Source organism: Streptomyces sp. NBC_00859, assembly GCF_045161865.1.
GTDB lineage: Bacteria > Actinomycetota > Actinomycetes > Streptomycetales > Streptomycetaceae > Streptomyces.
Map to the genome: position 1 here is coordinate 5699099 of NZ_CP108826.1, position 15074 is coordinate 5714172.

A 15074-nucleotide genomic window follows, 5' to 3' on the forward strand; every position below is an offset into this window, starting at 1 on the left:
CATCAGTCCTTCTCGGGGGAGGGGCGGGAGGGTGCAGCCGGGGCGGTGAAACGGGTGAGGGGTCCCGGCAGCCGTGAGCCGAGCGGCGACATACCGCCGTCGGCGCCGTGCCTGGCGAGCAGATCGAGGGCGAGCCTGCCGCGCCTGACCCGCTCACGCGCGGTGCTGAGGGCGAGGTCGCGCAGCTGCCCGCCGTACGGGTAGATACCGGGCGATTTCGAGAGGCCGAACTTCAGATAGATCGGGGCGCCGCGCCGGATCAGCTCGGCGGTCTCGTACATCCGGACGTAGCCGCCGAGGTCGTCGGGTGCCTCGATGTAGAGGTCCATCGGGGCGGCGCAGACCCGCCGGATCTCGGTGAAGTGGGCCAGGGTGAGATCGGAGGGGATATTGACGGAGTCGGCGCCCAGCTGCTCGAAGACCGCGTACGACGCCGGGTTGACCGGGCCGATCAGCGCCGAGACCTTGAACGTGGTGTCGGCCGGGAGGATGCCCGCGACGCGGAGCCTGTGCAGTGACCAGAGCACCCCTTCGTCCGCGACGAGCAGGCACTTGACCCCGAGGTCCGTGGCGCGCACGGCGTCTTCCAGCGCACCTGCCACCGCGTCGTGGCCCCGGGCGCGGAGCCCGCCGCCGCCCGAGTCCGTGCGGGTGGACGCACCGATGTCCCAGGTGCCGCGCGGCCCGGTGAACAGGCAGAGCTCGACGGACGCCTCCGCGCAGGCGTCCACCATCTCGGTGATCTCGGTGTCCGTCAGCATCCAGACACCGCTTCCCTGGCTGACGCGGTGGACCGGCACACCGAGCCGGGCCGCTTCCGCCAGTACGGCAGCGAGTGCCTCCGGGCCCTCCACGGACGGGACTTCGGTGCGCCAGGAGCCGCCGTCGGGGAAGCGGTACGCAGAGGCGTCGGCGGGGTCGGGCGCCGGTGCGGCGAGGCCGAGCGCGGCGAGTGCCGGTTCGCCGGGGCGGCGGGGGACGGGGGCGGAGGCGTCGGTCACGGGCGGGTTCCTCGCAGGTTCGGGGTCGGGGTCGGGTGCGGGTCCGCGTTCGATCTGTTCGGGATATCGAACGAGGTTCGGTTCATTGGGCATGGGTCAGGGCCGGAGGCAGGCGTGGCTCAGGGCCGCAGCAGCACCTTCCCGGTAGACGGATCGCCACCGCCGACGAGCGCGACGGCTTCGGCGTACCGCTCCAGCGGGAACTCGTGCGTGATCAGCGGCGCGGGATCGAGGATGCCGGCGGTGAACGCGCGCACCGCGAAGGACCAGGCGGCGGACGGTGCGCCGAAGACGCTCCGCAGGGTGAGCTGGTTCAGCGCCAGATGTACCGGGTCGATGCCGGTGGCGCCGGGGGTGAACATCCCGGTGAGCAGCACCCGGCCGCCGCGCCGCGCGAGGAGGCAGGAGTCTGCCGCGGTGGTGGGTGCGCCCGCGGTCTCGATCACCAGGTCGTAGCTGCCGCGCTCCGCTTCCGATTCCCCGGGGGAGCAGGCGGCGCTCGCCCCGAAGTCCAGGGCCAGGCGGGCCCGTTCGGTGCGCGGGTCGATGACCGTGAGTGCCGAGGGCGACGCCGCGGCGATGAGCTGTACGGCGAGCAGGCCGAGCGTTCCGGCGCCGACCACGGCGACCCGCTCGCCGGGCTCGGGCCGCCCGGCCCGCACCGCGGCAGCCACCACGGCGGCCGGCTCGATCAGTGCGGCGGCGCGCAGGTCCGCCCCGTCCGCGAGCGGGTGCAACAGCCGTGCGGGCAGCACGAGATGGTCGGCGAATGCTCCGGGGCAGGTGAACCCGGTCTCCGCGTATCCGGCGTCGCAGAGCGAGGTCTCGCCCGCCCGGCAGCGCTCGCACGCCCCGCAGGACCGGAAGCCCTCGGCCACCACCGGGCGCCCGGTGAGTACGGGATCCACCCCGTCGCCCACCGCGTCGACGGTCCCCGCCCACTCGTGGCCGGGAGTGACCGGGTAGCGCACATGGGCCGGATCGCGCCGGCCGTCGTACACCTCGCGGTCGCTCATGCAGATCCCGGCGGCGGCCACCCGGATCCGGACCTCGCCGGGGCCCGGTTCCGGCCGGGCACCACTGACCAGCCGTGCGGCGCCCGGCGCGTCGACGACGACGGCGCGGCTGCCGGTCATCCGGCGGCCCCGGGCGAGCGCTTCTCCCAGCCGTCCGCCCACAGGTCGAACCGGGCCTGCTGCTGCGGGAACTCGGCGGCGGCGTCCACATCCAGCTCGACCCCGAGACCGGGGGCGTCCGGCAGTTCGAAGTAGCCGTCGACGACCTGCGGGGCCCCCTTCACGACCGTCTTGATGGCGGCGTCCGCGAAGTCGTTGAAGTGTTCAAGGATCTTGAAGTTGGGTGTGCAGCCCGCCACTTGGAGCGAAGCGGCGGTCAGTACCGAGCCGCCCACGTTGTGCGGGGCGACCAGCATGTAGTGCGTCTCGGCCGTGGCGGCGAGCTTGCGGGTCTCCAGGATGCCGCCGAGGTGGCCGACGTCCGGCTGGATGATGTCGGCCGCCTGGGATTCGAAGAGCTCCCGGAACTCGATCCGGTCATGGATGCGTTCGCCGGTGGCGACCGGGATGTCCACCTTCGCCGCGACCTTCTCCAGCGCCCTGAGGTTCTCCGGCGGGACCGGCTCCTCCAGCCAGGCGGGGCGGAAGGGGGCGAGGTCGCGGGCCAGGCGCACCGCGGTGGACGGTGAGAACCGCCCGTGCATCTCCAGCATCAGCTCGGTGTCGGGGCCGATCGCGTCGCGTACCGCCTCGATGAGCGACACCGAGTAGTTCGTCTGTGCCTGGTCCAGCTCGAAGTGCCCGGTTCCGAACGGGTCGATCTTCAGGGCGCGGTAGCCCCGCTCCATCACGCCCAGGGCGGCCTCGTGGTACGCCTCGGGGGTGCGCTCGGTGGTGTACCAGCCGTTCGCGTACGCCTTCACCCGGTCGGTGACCCGGCCGCCGAGCAGCTGCCAGACGGGGACGCCCAGTGCTTTGCCCTTGATGTCCCAGCAGGCCATCTCCACGACGGCGATGCCGGACATGACGATCTCGCCGGCCCGCCCGTAGTCGCCGTACTTCATCCGCCTGACCAGGTCTTCGAGCGCGAACGGGTCCGAGCCCTTGATGTGGTTGGCCTCGGCCTCCCGCAGATACCCGACGAGGGCGTCGGTACGGCCGAGCATCCGGGTCTCGCCGACGCCGGTGAGACCTTCGTCGGTGTGGACCTGGACGTAGGTGAGATTGCGCCAGGGTGTTCCGACGACGTGGGTGCTGATTCCTGTGATGCGCAAGGCAGTTGCCCCCGGTGTGTTCGATATTTCGTCATGCGTTCGAAATCCTGGCGTGACCGTAATGGGGTGACGCACGCCACGTCAATGGCCCGGCGGCGGTTGCGGTTCTGCTCCCTCCCCGGCCGCGGCGGGACCCGCCTGCGTGGAGCACGGCGGCACGGGGCCCCGATAGGCTGCGCCGCATGGGTGATCTCGGCGCGGGCTTCGGCTATCTGGTGAAGGGGCAGCGCTGGGTCGGCCGGCGCGGCAGGCAGTACGGTTTCGGACTGCTGCCGGGGCTGATCACCCTGGTCCTCTACGCGGCGGCGCTGGTCGCGCTCGCGTTCTGGGCGGACGACGCCGTCAGCTGGGCGACACCGTTCGCCGACACCTGGAGCACGCTCTGGGCCGACGTCCTGCGGGGCTTTCTGACCGTGCTGCTCTGGGCGCTCGCCCTGCTGCTCGCCGTCGTCTCGTTCACCGCGACGACCCTGCTGGTCGGCCAGCCCTTCTACGAAGCCATCTCTGAGCGGGTCGACGCCTCGGAGGGCCCCGACGTCCCCGAATCCGGCCTTCCCCTGTGGCGGGAGCTCTGGATCTCCGCACGCGACAGCCTCCGCGTCCTGGTGCGGGTCGCCTTCTACGGCCTCCTGCTCTTCGCGGCCGGTTTCCTCCCGGTCGTCGGCCAGACCGTGGTGCCGGTGATCGGCTTCTGCGTGTCCGGCTTCTTCCTGGCGGAGGAGCTGACAGCGGTCGCGCTGCAGCGCCGAGGCATGGACTTCCGGGAGCGGCTGGCGCTGCTGAGGAGCCGGCGGCTGCTCGCTCTCGGCTTCGGGGTCCCGCTGACGCTCTGCTTCCTGGTACCGCTCGTGGCGGTCTTCCTCATGCCGGGCGCGGTGGCGGGGGCGACGCTGCTGGCGCGCGACCTGACGGGCGAGGCGGAACCGGACCCTGCGCCGGCCGCCTCCGGGGACGGGGCGGCGGGCCCGCGTGGCGCGGACGACGTGAACGGTGCGTCCGCGGGGGCCGTGCCGCCGCCGTCCGCACCGTCCACCACGCCTCCGCCCACCCGGTCCTGGACCGCGTGAGGGCTGATCCCACGGCGGAGCAGCGGGCCGCCGGCGCGGCACCGGGCCGCTCCCGGGTCACTCGGGGGTGCTGCCTCCGAGCAGCGCCGTGAAGGCCCGGAAGGCGGTCGGCATGTCCACCGACTCCGGGTCGAGCAGCCACTGGTACTGCAAGCCGTCCATCACCGCCACCAGCAGCGGCGCCACCTCCTCCGGGGTCAGCCCACCCGGCAGCCGGTCCCCGAACTCGCCGCGCAGCGTGGCCGCCATCGACCCCCGTACCTGCACATAGCGGCGGGTGAAGAACTCGCGCGCCGGGTGTCCGTCCGTGACGCTCTCGCCGAGCAGGGCGGCGAAGGTCTGCACGATTCCCGGCCGCATCGCGTTGTACTCCACCAGGGAGCCGAGCAGTTCGAGCGGCCACGCCTCACCGGAGCGTGCGGAGGCGCCCGGGTCCCAGCGGTCGCGCGCTTCCAGTACGGCGACGAGCAGCGCCTCCTTGCTCGGGAAGTAGTGCAGCAGCCCCTGCTGGGTGAGGCCCACGCGCTCGGCGACCGCGCCGAGCGTCGTCCCGCGGTAACCGCGCTCCGCGATGACCTCCAGGGCCGCACGGAGGATCTCCGCGCGCCGCCCCTCGCCTCTGGCGCTGCCCATCCACCGGCTCCTTTCCCGTACGTGTTCTCCGAGGACCGTACGACATCCGCCATCACGAAGAGGTAACGAAACCTACCGCTCTACCGGTAGGAGCGTCAGGATGGAGACATCACGCACGGGACTTCAGCACTTCAGCGCTTCTACGCAGCAGCATTTCGACGCGGAGGTACGACGGTGGCAGCCACCCCCATCAACGACGCGGACTCGGTCCGCGAGGCCGCGGTCGAGGCCGCGCTCGGCGGACTCGACCTCGACACCAAGGCCCGGCTTCTCTCCGGGCAGGACTTCTGGACCCTCCCGGCCGTCCCGGAGATCGGACTGAAGTCCCTCGTCATGTCGGACGGCCCGATCGGGGTCCGCGGCGTGCGCTGGACCGCCGACGACCCGTCGATCGCTCTGCCGTCACCCACCGCGCTCGCCGCCACCTGGGACCCCGGACTCGCGCACAGGGCCGGCGTACTCCTCGCCCAGGAAGCCCGGCGCAAGGGTGTGCACGTGCTGCTCGCGCCGACCGTCAACCTGCACCGCTCGCCCCTCGGCGGCCGGCACTTCGAGTGCTACTCGGAGGACCCGTACCTGACCGGGGAGATCGGCGCCGGTTATGTCCGGGGCGTGCAGAGCGGCGGCGTCGGCACCACGGTCAAGCACTTCGTCGGCAACGACGCGGAGACCGACCGGTTCACCGTCGACAACCTCATCGCACCGCGACCGCTGCGCGAGCTGTACCTGGCGCCCTTCGAGGCGATCGTCAGGAACGCCCACCCCTGGGGGATCATGACCGCGTACAACACGGTCAACGGCACGACCATGACCGAACACCGCTACCTGGTCAACGAAGTCCTGCGCGGCGCCTGGGGCTTCGACGGATTCAACGTGTCCGACTGGACGGCCGCCCGCTCCACCGCCGGCGACATCCTCGGCGGTCTCGACGTCGCGATGCCGGGACCGGTCACCCCGTACGGCGAGCCGCTGGCCGCCGCCGTCAGGTCCGGCGAGGTCCCGGAGAGCGCGGTCGACGACGCCGTACGGAACGTCCTGCGGCTCGCCGCCCGGGTCGGCATCCTCGACGGCGCCCCGCCGGCCGTCACGGACCTGCCCGCCGAGACCGACGGGCGTGAGCTGTCCCGTGAGATCGCCCGCCGTGCCTTCGTGCTCGTGAGGAACGAGGGCGGGGCGCTGCCGCTCGACGCGTCCCGAATCCGCAAGGTGGCGCTCATCGGCGCCGCCGCCCGCGATGCCCGCATCCTCGGCGGGGGCTCCGCGACCGTCTTCCCGACCAGGGTGGTGTCCCCGCTCGACGGGCTGGCCGCGGCGCTGCCCGAAGGCGCCGTCAGCTACACGGTCGGCGCGGACCCTAGCGGCCAACTGGCCGCAGCCGGGAAGGGGTTCGCCCTGCACGCGGTCTGCCGTGACAAGGCCGGGCGGATCATCGGCACCGCATCGGTCCCCGGCGGACGCATCCAGTGGGTCGGCAGTGACCTGCCCGACGGAGTGACGCACGAGGCGCTGCACACCATCGAGGTCAAGGGGACGTTCACGCCCCGGGAGAGCGGCGAGCACACCTTCGGCACCCGGGGACTCGGCGGTTTCCGGCTGACCGTGGATGAGCGGGTCCTCTTCGACGGGGACGAGCTGCCCGACGACGTGACGGACCCGTTCGCCGCGGTCTTCGGGGCCCCGGCCGAGCGCGGCACCGTCCCGCTCACCGCCGGTGAGTCGGTCGCCATCGGTCTCGAATACACCGTGTTCAAGAGCCCGGGAGCCCGGCTCCAGGCCATCGGCTTCTCCCTCATGCACCGCGACCCGCAGCGTGACGCCGACGAAATGATCGCCGAGGCGGTGGCCGCGGCGCGCGAGGCCGACACCGCCGTCGTGGTCGTCGCCACCACCGAGGAGGTCGAGTCCGAGGGCTTCGACCGCAAGGACCTCAGGCTGCCCGGCCGGCAGGACGACCTGGTGCGCGCGGTGGCCGCGGCCAACCCGAACACGGTCGTGGTCGTCAACGCGGGCTCCCCGGTGGAGCTGCCCTGGCGCGAGGACGTGGCGGCGGTGCTGCTCAGCTGGTTCCCGGGCCAGGAGGGCGGCTCGGCGCTCGCCGACGTCCTCACCGGAGACGCGGAGCCCGGCGGCCGGCTGCCCACCACCTGGCCCGCGGTGCTGGCGGACGCCCCGGTCAGCAGGGTCGAACCGGAGGACGGTGAACTCCCGTACGAGGAAGGTGTGTTCATCGGTTACCGGGCCTGGGACAGGGCGGGCACCACACCCGCTTACGCCTTCGGCCACGGCCTCGGCTACACGCAGTGGAGCTACGAGTCCCTGGACGCGACCACCGCCACCGCCACCGTCCGTATCCGTAACACCGGTGCCCGTACCGGGCGCGAGACGGTCCAGGTCTATGCCGCCCCTGCCGATCCGGGCACGGACCGTGCCACCCGCCAGCTGGCCGGTTTCGCCGGCGTCGAAGCGGCGCCGGGAGAGACGGTGGAGGTGACCGTCGAGCTCTCCCCCCGGGCCTTCGGGACCTGGGACGAGGAAGCCGGAGCCTGGACACACCGGGCCGGCAGCTACGAGATCCAGGCCGGCCGCTCCGTCACCGACACCCGGCTGACCACCACGGCAAAGGCCTGACAGGCGGCCTGCGGCGCCGCTCACCCGCACCGGACGCACGCTCGTGCCCCGCGGGGGAGCGCCGCACCGGCGTCCACCGGGCGGAGAGCTACCGCTCGGAGAAAACTACCGCGCGGAGAACCCGTACACCGTCTCGGAGACGAAAGCGCAGTCCGGCCGGAGCACCGCACCAGGAAACTCCGGCCGGTTCGGCGTGTCGGGGAAGCGCTGGGTCTCCAGCGCGATCCCGTCACCCGGCCCGTACGGCCCGTCGTCGATGTGGTCACCGGTGTAGAGCTGTACACCCGGCTCGCTCGTCGTGATGGTCAGGACCCGTCCGGACGCCGGATCGGACAGCTCGGCCGCATCCGGCCCGTCGAGCACGTAGTTGTGGTCGTAGCCGGAGCCCACCTTCCGGGACTGCCGGAAGTCGAAGCGCGTTCCCGCTACCGGGGCCAGCTCGCCGGTCGGGATGAGATCCGCGTCCACGGGCGTCACGCGCGAGGCCGCGATACGCAGTTCGTGCCCGGCGGCGCTGCCGGAGCCCGCGCCGGCCAGGTTCCAGTACGAGTGGTTGGTGAGGCTCACCACGGTCGGCGCGTCCGTCGTCGCCTCGTACGCGATCCGCAGCGCGCCGTTCTCCGTCAGGCTGTAGGTCGCGGTGACGGCCAGCCGCCCCGGAAAGCCCTCCTCGCCGTCCGGACTGACCCGGGAGAGCCGCACCCCGTGCCCGGTGGCCTCCGCGTCCCACACCCGCTTGTCGAACCCCCGGCTGCCGCCGTGCAGGCTGTTGGGCGGATTGTTGCGGGCCAGCCGGTACGTCCGTCCGTCGAGCTCGAAGGCCCCGCCCGCGATGCGGTTCGCGTACCGTCCGATCAGCGCCCCGAAGTAGGGCCCGGGGGAGGCCAGATACCCGGCCAGGTCCGGGAACCCCAGAGCCACCCCGGCCACCGTGCCCGCCCGGTCGGGCACCTCGACCGACTGCAGGATGCCGCCGTACGTGAGGACGCGCACCCGCGTGCCGCCACGCTCCAGGGTCCAGCGATGGACTGGGGTGCCGTCACCGAGACGGCCGAAGGTCTCCGGCTGCGCGCTGCTCATGAACGGACCCTACGCCGGGGGCCGTGCGGCTGTGATGGTGCGGTACGCGATCTCCGCCAGGTGCTCCTGCCCGTCCCTGCCCGGATGGAACCAGTCCCAGTGGCTCAGCTGCGCCCCGGTGAAACGGAAGTCGAACACCGCCCCGCCGTCGTAGCGGCAGTGCCGGTCCGACGCGCACCCGTCCTTGAGGACCTCGTTGTACGCGACGACCCGCTCCCGCACGGCTGCCCGTCGCCGCACGGCTGCCGGATCCATCGCGTCGGCGTCCCGCAGCATCGAGCCGCAGAACCCCAGTTTCCAGATCTCCTTGCCCAGCGGGTTGCCGCGCCCCTGCGACCACAGGCGCTTCAGGTCCGGCACGCTCGACACGTAGACCTCGCTCTTGGGCAGCGTCGTGCGCAAACGTTTCAGCGCCGTCTCAAAAGATGTTCGGAATTCATCCACCGGTGTCATGTGCGATACCGAGTCCCGGCATGCGTCATTGGCACCTGCCATGATCGTCACCAGTTCGGGTCTGTGCGCCGCCGCCGCGGCGATCTGACCCGGCACATCGGCCATCAGGGCGCCGGTCCTGGCGACGTTCCAGCCCTTCTTCACCCCGAGCCGGGACACCAGACTGCGGACCCGGGCGTCCGATCCGGTCGCCCAGGACGCCGTGGGGCAGTCGGCGAGCACCGAACACGCATCGAAGGCGCGGGTGATGGAATCACCGACTGCGGCGACCGACCTGGGGGACCTGTCCCAGGTGGGAGTAGGTGAGGGGGAAGCACCCCGATGCCCCGTCGCGGCCTTCGAGCCGCTGTCGGAAGAGTCACAGCCGGCCAGTGCGCCCAACGGGATGAGGAGCGCGGCCGCCAGCGCCGCGGCAGCGGTGGCACGGCCGCGGCGGCTCCGGGCGGATTCCGGCATCCTCTGCACCGTCTGCACCCTCCAAGTGGCCGACCCGGACGTCCTGCCGAGTGAAAGCTGTGTGTTCAACGGGGTCACGACCGACAGTACGTCACACGAGTGCGGCCGCCGCGCGGTAGTTTTTCCCCGTCGAACCAGTGGCAACTTCGCCCACCAGCGGCTCCGGTAAATTACATCACGTCACATACTGTCCCATTTCAGGAGATTAACTCCCGATGCTGTTTACTGTTGCACCCCGGGGCAGAACGGGCGAGAGGCCGCTGGGGAAGGCGAACCTCGAACCGCACTGGAGGTCCCGGTGACGACACGTGGAGTTCTGTACCTGCACTCCGCACCGCGCGCGCTGTGCCCGCACGTTGAGTGGGCTGTGGCGGGCGTTCTGGGTGCGCGGGTGAATCTCGACTGGATCAGGCAGCCTGCCTCTCCCGGCACCTGGAGATCCGAATTCTCCTGGAAGGGCGGAGCGGGCACCGCGTCCCAGCTCGCCTCCGCGCTGCGGGGCTGGAACCTGCTGCGTTTCGAAGTGACGTCGGAGCCGTGCCCCGCGGCCGAGGGCGAGCGCTACAGCGCCACGCCCGAGCTGGGCATCTTCCACGCCGTCACCGGAATCCACGGCGACATCCTGATCCCCGAGGACCGGCTGCGGGCCGCACTGGCCCGTTCGCTGGGCGGCGAGAGCGACCTCGAAGCCGAGATCGCCCGCCTGCTCGGCAAGCCGTGGGACGACGAGCTGGAGCCGTTCAGGTACGCGGGCGAAGGAGCGCCGGTGCGCTGGCTGCATCAGGTCGTGTAATCCGCTTTACGGTGGAGTCATGGCTGACAACACCTCAGTAGCTGTCCTCGGTACCGGCATCATGGGCGCCGCGATGGCGCGCAACCTCTGCCGCGCCGGACTCGACGTCCGTGTCTGGAACCGGACCCGCTCCAAGGCCGAGCCGCTCGCCGGGGCCGGGGCCCGTGTCACCGGCACGCCCGGCGAGGCGGTCGAGGGCGCGGACGTGATCATCACCATGCTGTACGACGGTCCCGCGGCCCTCGACGCGATGACCGCTGCCGCGCCCTCGCTGAGTCAGGGCGCCGTCTGGCTCCAGTCCACGACGGCCGGCACCGAGGGACTCCTCCCGCTGGCAGCGCTGGCCAGGAAGCACGGGCTGGTCTTCGTGGACGCGCCGGTGCTCGGCACCAAGGCGCCTGCGGAGAAGGGGCAGCTCACGATCCTGGCGGCCGGTCCCGGCTCCGTACGCGACGACGTGGCGCCCGTTCTGGACGCGATCGGCTCCCGCACGGTCTGGGTCGCGGACGACGGCTCGACGGCGGCTGCCACCCGGCTCAAACTCGTCTGCAACAGCTGGGTCCTGGCCCTGACGAACGGCACGGCGGAGGCCATGGCCCTGGCAGCGGGGCTCGGTGTGGATCCCGCGAGTTTCCTGGACGCGGTGGGCGGCGGCTCGCTGGACTGCGGCTATCTGCACCTCAAGGCGCAGACGATCCTCACCGAGGACTACACCCCGAGCTTCTCGGTCACCACAGCGGCCAAGGACGCCCGGCTGATCGTCGAGGCGGGGCGTGCGGCGGGCGTGCGGCTGGACGTGGCCGCTGCGGGAGGCGAGCGGTTCCGCCGGGCGGAGGCGCTGGGGCACGGGGACGACGACATGGCCGCGTCGTACTTCGCGAGCTTCGAGGCCTGAACGCGCAGGCCCGCCCCTCCCGGACGGGGGAGGGGCGGGCCCGGTACCGGCGCGCCGCGTGATCAGACCGAGCGGAACGCCAGCATCACGTTGTGACCGCCGAACCCGAACGAGTTGTTGACCGCAGAGATCGGACCCTGCGGCAGCGTCCGCGGCTTGTCCCGCACGATGTCCGCGTCGACCTCGTCGTCGAGGTCGTCGATGTTGATGGTCGGCGGCGCCGTGCGGTGGTACAGCGCCAGCACCGTGGCGACGGTCTCGATACCGCCGGCGCCGCCGAGCAGATGCCCGGTCATCGACTTCGTCGCGGAGATCGCGACATGGTCGAGATCGTCGCCCAGCACCTGGCGGAGCGCCTTGATCTCGGCGATGTCGCCCTGCGGGGTCGATGTGGCGTGCGCGTTGACGTGCACGACCTCGGCCGGCTTCACATCGGTCGTCTCCAGCATGTGCCGCAGCGCCGCCGCGATGCCCCGGCCGGTCGGCTCGGGCTGCGCGATGTGGTGCGCGTCCGACGACAGGCCCTGGCCCACGAGTTCGCAGTAGACCTTGGCGCCCCGCGCGGCGGCGTGTTCGGCGGACTCCAGGACCACGATGCCGGCGCCCTCGCCGAGCACGAAGCCGTCGCGGCCCTTGTCGTACGGGCGGGAGGCCGTCTCGGGGTTCTCGTTGTTCTTGGACATCGCCATCATGTTGGCGAAGGCCGCGATGGGCAGCGGGTGGATGGTCGCCTCGGTGCCACCGGCGACGACGACGTCGGCGCGGCCCGAACGGATCATCTCAGCCGCGTAGCCGACCGCCTCGGCGCCGGACGCACACGCGCTGACCAGCGCGTGGACACCCGCCTGCGCACCGAGTTCGAGCCCGACGTTGGCGGACGGGCCGTTCGGCATGAGCATGGGGACGGTGTGCGGGGAGACGCGGCGTACGCCCTTCTCCTTCAGCACGTCGTACTGGTCGAGCAGGGTCGTGATGCCGCCGATACCGGAGGCGACGACCGTGCCCAGCCGCTCGGGGCGGATGGCGTCGTCCTCGCCGGCCTTCGCGGTGAAGCCCGCGTCGGCCCACGCCTCACGGGCCGCGATCACGGCGAACTGGGCCGAACGGTCCAGCTTGCGGGCGAGAGGACGCGCGAGGACCTCACTCGGGTCGACAGCCACCGGGGCGGCGATGCGGACCGGGAGCTCGGCAAAGCGCTCTTCGGTGAGCGGCTTGACACCGGAACGGCCTGCGAGCAGTCCGTCCCAGGTCGATGCGCTGTCGCCACCCAGCGGTGTGGTTGCGCCGATACCGGTGACGACCACGGTGCGATTGGTCGGGCTCACTGGAATTTCTTCTCCACGTGTAGAGGGATCTGAATCACGGCGCCACCGCCGGGTGGCGTCAGCCGCGGGCCTGGGTCAGGCCTGGTGCTTCGAGATGTAGTCGGCAGCGTCGCCGACCGTCTTGAGGTTCTTGACGTCGTCGTCGGGGATCTTGACGTCGAAGCGCTCTTCGGCGGCGACGACGACCTCGACCATGGACAGCGAGTCGACGTCCAGGTCGTCGGTGAAGGACTTGTCCAGCTGGACGTCCTCGACCGGGATACCGGCGATCTCGTTGACGATCTCGGCGAGACCGGTGACGATCTCTTCCTGAGTGGCGGCCATGATGGCGCTCCTTCGGTGTGTAGCGGTGTGTGTCGGGGACTGCTCGGGGTGTTCGAACGAACCGGATTCCTCCGGAATGCCCTAGGGGAGGGTAACGACAGTCGCGGCGTAGACGAGACCCGCCCCGAAGCCGATGACCAGCGCTGTGTCGCCGCTCTTCGCCTGCCCGGTCGCCAGGAGCCGCTCCATCGCGAGCGGAATCGAGGCTGCGGAGGTGTTGCCGGTGGTCTCGACGTCACGGGCGACCGTGACGTGGTCCGGCAGTTTGAGGGTCTTCACCATCGAGTCGATGATCCGCATATTCGCCTGGTGCGGGATGAAGACGTCCAGGTCGGCCGCGGCGATACCGGCGGCGTCCAGCGCCTGCTGGGCGACCTTCGCCATCTCGAACACGGCCCAGCGGAAGACCGCCTGGCCCTCCTGTGTGATCGCGGGGAACTTGGCGCGGCCCTTGCCGTCGCGGTAGTCCGACCACGGCACGGTCTGCTTGATCGTCTCGGACTTGTCGCCTTCGGAGCCCCATACCGTGGGCCCTATGTGCGGCTCCTTGGAGGGGCCGACCACGACCGCGCCCGCGCCGTCGCCGAAGAGGAACGCCGTCGCGCGGTCCTCCAGGTCGGTGAGGTCGCTGAGCCGCTCGACGCCGATGACCAGTACGTACTCGGCGGAACCCTCGACGACCATGCCCTTGGCGAGCGTCAGGCCGTAGCCGAAGCCGGCGCAGCCCGCCGAGATGTCGAAGGCCGGGGCCTTGTCCGTGCCGAGCTTGTACGCGATCTCCGTCGCGATGGCCGGCGTCTGGGAGAAGTGCGAGACCGTCGACACGACCACGGCGCCGATCCGGTCCGCGGTGATTCCCGCGTCCGCGATGGCCTTGCCGGAGGCCTCGATCGACATCGCGGCCACAGTCTCCTCGTCGGAGGCCCAGTGGCGGGTCGCGATGCCGGAGCGGGAGCGGATCCACTCGTCGGACGAGTCGATCGTCTCCAGGATCACCTCGTTCGGCACCACCCGGGTCGGGCGGTAACCGCCGACACCCATGATGCGCGCGTACGGGGAGCCCTGGCTGGGCTTGATCTTCGCCATGCTCTCTCGGGCTCCTTAGGCGCCCGCCGCGTCAGCGGCAGGTGATTGGGTCTCGGCGATGAGGGCGCGAGCCGCGTCGAGGTCGTCGGGTGTCTTCAGCGCCAGCGTCCGCACGCCGGGCATGGCGCGCTTGGCGATGCCCACCAGCGTCCCACCGGGGCAGACCTCGATGAGTGCGGTGGCGCCCAGTCCCGCTGCGGTCTCCATGCACAGGTCCCAGCGGACCGGGTTGGAGACCTGGTTGACGAGCCGGGCGACGACGTCGGCGCCGGTCGTGACGACCTTGCCGTCCGCGTTCGAGAGGTACGGGACGGCCGGGTCGGCGACGACCAGGTCCTGCGCCGCCCTGCCGAGCCCGGCGACCGCCGGAGCCATGTGGTGCGTGTGGAAGGCGCCGGCCACCTTGAGCGGCATGACCCGGCGTACGCCTTCGGGCTTGTCGTCGACGAGTGCGGCGATCTGCTCGGCTGTACCCGCGGCGACGATCTGACCGGCACCGTTCACGTTCGCCGGGGTCAGCCCCAGCTTCTCCAGATGCGGCAGGACGATCTCGGGGTCGCCGCCGAGGAGCGCGGCCATCCCGGTCTCCGTGACAGCGGCGGCCTCGGCCATGGCCAGTCCACGGGTCCGTACGAAACCGAGCGCGGCGGCGTCGTCGAGAACGCCCGCGAAAGCGGCGGCCGTGATCTCACCGACGCTGTGCCCGGCGACGGCGCCGGGCACGAAGTCACCCAGCGCGGCGGCGGACAGCAGGCCCGCCGCGACCAGCAGCGGCTGTGCCACCGCGGTGTCACGGATGGCGTCGGCGTCGGCCTTCGTGCCGTAGTGGGCAAGGTCGAGCCCGATGGCGTCCGACCACGCGGCGACGCGGTCGGCCGCACCGGGGAGGTCGAGCCAGGGAGTCAGGAAGCCGGGCGACTGAGCGCCTTGGCCGGGAGCGACGAGTACGAGCACCCTCACACTCTCTCTTGTGGACGGCTCCGTGCGCCCGTGGGGACAGGGACCAAGAACCGTCGGGGTAATTGTTGGTGTCCGACAAAAGT

The 15074-nt window shown here is 71.4% G+C and carries 14 protein-coding genes; 4 read left to right on the top strand and 10 right to left on the bottom strand.

The window, feature by feature from the left end; translation table 11 throughout:
* Positions 1 to 2: 2 nt before the first annotated feature.
* The 3 genes from OG584_RS24940 to OG584_RS24950 form a co-directional block, all read right to left on the bottom strand.
* Positions 3 to 1001: a hypothetical protein gene (locus tag OG584_RS24940; protein ID WP_405781060.1), complete on the bottom strand. Its 999-nt coding sequence runs from the start codon at positions 999 to 1001 to the stop codon at positions 3 to 5.
* A gap of 119 nt (positions 1002 to 1120) precedes the next feature.
* Complete coding sequence (locus OG584_RS24945) at positions 1121 to 2137, bottom strand: zinc-binding dehydrogenase (protein WP_405781062.1); 1017 nt, start codon at positions 2135 to 2137, stop codon at positions 1121 to 1123.
* Positions 2134 to 3291, bottom strand: coding sequence for a mandelate racemase/muconate lactonizing enzyme family protein (locus tag OG584_RS24950; RefSeq protein ID WP_405781063.1), 1158 nt, complete (start codon positions 3289 to 3291; stop codon positions 2134 to 2136). Before OG584_RS24950 ends, OG584_RS24945 begins: the two co-directional genes overlap by 4 nt.
* A 182-nt stretch (positions 3292 to 3473) precedes the next feature.
* Here OG584_RS24950 and OG584_RS24955 point away from each other — a divergent pair, with 182 nt between their 5' ends.
* Positions 3474 to 4358, top strand: a complete 885-nt coding sequence (locus OG584_RS24955; RefSeq protein WP_405781065.1) for an EI24 domain-containing protein — start codon at positions 3474 to 3476, stop codon at positions 4356 to 4358.
* A 57-nt stretch (positions 4359 to 4415) separates the two neighbouring features.
* On the opposite strand, the gene OG584_RS24960 is transcribed toward OG584_RS24955, so the two are convergent.
* Positions 4416 to 4991, bottom strand: coding sequence for a TetR/AcrR family transcriptional regulator (locus OG584_RS24960; protein ID WP_405781067.1), 576 nt, complete (start codon positions 4989 to 4991; stop codon positions 4416 to 4418).
* Positions 4992 to 5165: 174 nt separating this feature from the next.
* Here OG584_RS24960 and OG584_RS24965 point away from each other — a divergent pair, with 174 nt between their 5' ends.
* The gene (locus OG584_RS24965; RefSeq protein ID WP_405781069.1) at positions 5166 to 7619 is read left to right on the top strand and encodes a beta-glucosidase H; all 2454 of its coding nucleotides are present in this window, start codon (positions 5166 to 5168) and stop codon (positions 7617 to 7619) included.
* A gap of 105 nt (positions 7620 to 7724) precedes the next feature.
* Here OG584_RS24965 and OG584_RS24970 read toward each other — a convergent pair whose 3' ends face one another.
* Together OG584_RS24970 and OG584_RS24975 are read right to left on the bottom strand one after the other, a co-directional pair.
* Complete coding sequence (locus OG584_RS24970) at positions 7725 to 8699, bottom strand: aldose epimerase family protein (RefSeq protein WP_405781070.1); 975 nt, start codon at positions 8697 to 8699, stop codon at positions 7725 to 7727.
* Positions 8700 to 8708: 9 nt separating this feature from the next.
* Entirely contained in the window at positions 8709 to 9608 is a 900-nt protein-coding gene (locus OG584_RS24975; protein ID WP_405781072.1) for an SGNH/GDSL hydrolase family protein, read from the bottom strand.
* Between the two features lie 298 nt (positions 9609 to 9906).
* On the opposite strand from OG584_RS24975, the gene OG584_RS24980 reads away from it, so the two are divergent.
* Both OG584_RS24980 and OG584_RS24985 read left to right on the top strand, forming a co-directional pair.
* On the top strand, positions 9907 to 10401 hold the full coding sequence (locus OG584_RS24980; RefSeq protein WP_405781073.1) for a DUF3145 domain-containing protein: 495 nt from the start codon (positions 9907 to 9909) through the stop codon (positions 10399 to 10401).
* A gap of 19 nt (positions 10402 to 10420) precedes the next feature.
* Positions 10421 to 11296, top strand: coding sequence for an NAD(P)-dependent oxidoreductase (locus tag OG584_RS24985; RefSeq protein WP_405781075.1), 876 nt, complete (start codon positions 10421 to 10423; stop codon positions 11294 to 11296).
* Between the two features lie 62 nt (positions 11297 to 11358).
* Here OG584_RS24985 and fabF read toward each other — a convergent pair whose 3' ends face one another.
* The 4 genes from fabF to OG584_RS25005 form a co-directional block, all read right to left on the bottom strand.
* Entirely contained in the window at positions 11359 to 12621 is a 1263-nt protein-coding gene (gene fabF, locus OG584_RS24990; protein WP_405781077.1) for a beta-ketoacyl-ACP synthase II, read from the bottom strand.
* A gap of 75 nt (positions 12622 to 12696) precedes the next feature.
* Positions 12697 to 12945: an acyl carrier protein gene (locus tag OG584_RS24995; protein WP_266857402.1), complete on the bottom strand. Its 249-nt coding sequence runs from the start codon at positions 12943 to 12945 to the stop codon at positions 12697 to 12699.
* 81 nt (positions 12946 to 13026) lie between these two features.
* Positions 13027 to 14031, bottom strand: a complete 1005-nt coding sequence (locus tag OG584_RS25000; protein ID WP_405781078.1) for a ketoacyl-ACP synthase III — start codon at positions 14029 to 14031, stop codon at positions 13027 to 13029.
* Between the two features lie 15 nt (positions 14032 to 14046).
* Positions 14047 to 14985, bottom strand: coding sequence for an ACP S-malonyltransferase (locus OG584_RS25005; RefSeq protein WP_405784266.1), 939 nt, complete (start codon positions 14983 to 14985; stop codon positions 14047 to 14049).
* Positions 14986 to 15074: the final 89 nt, after the last annotated feature.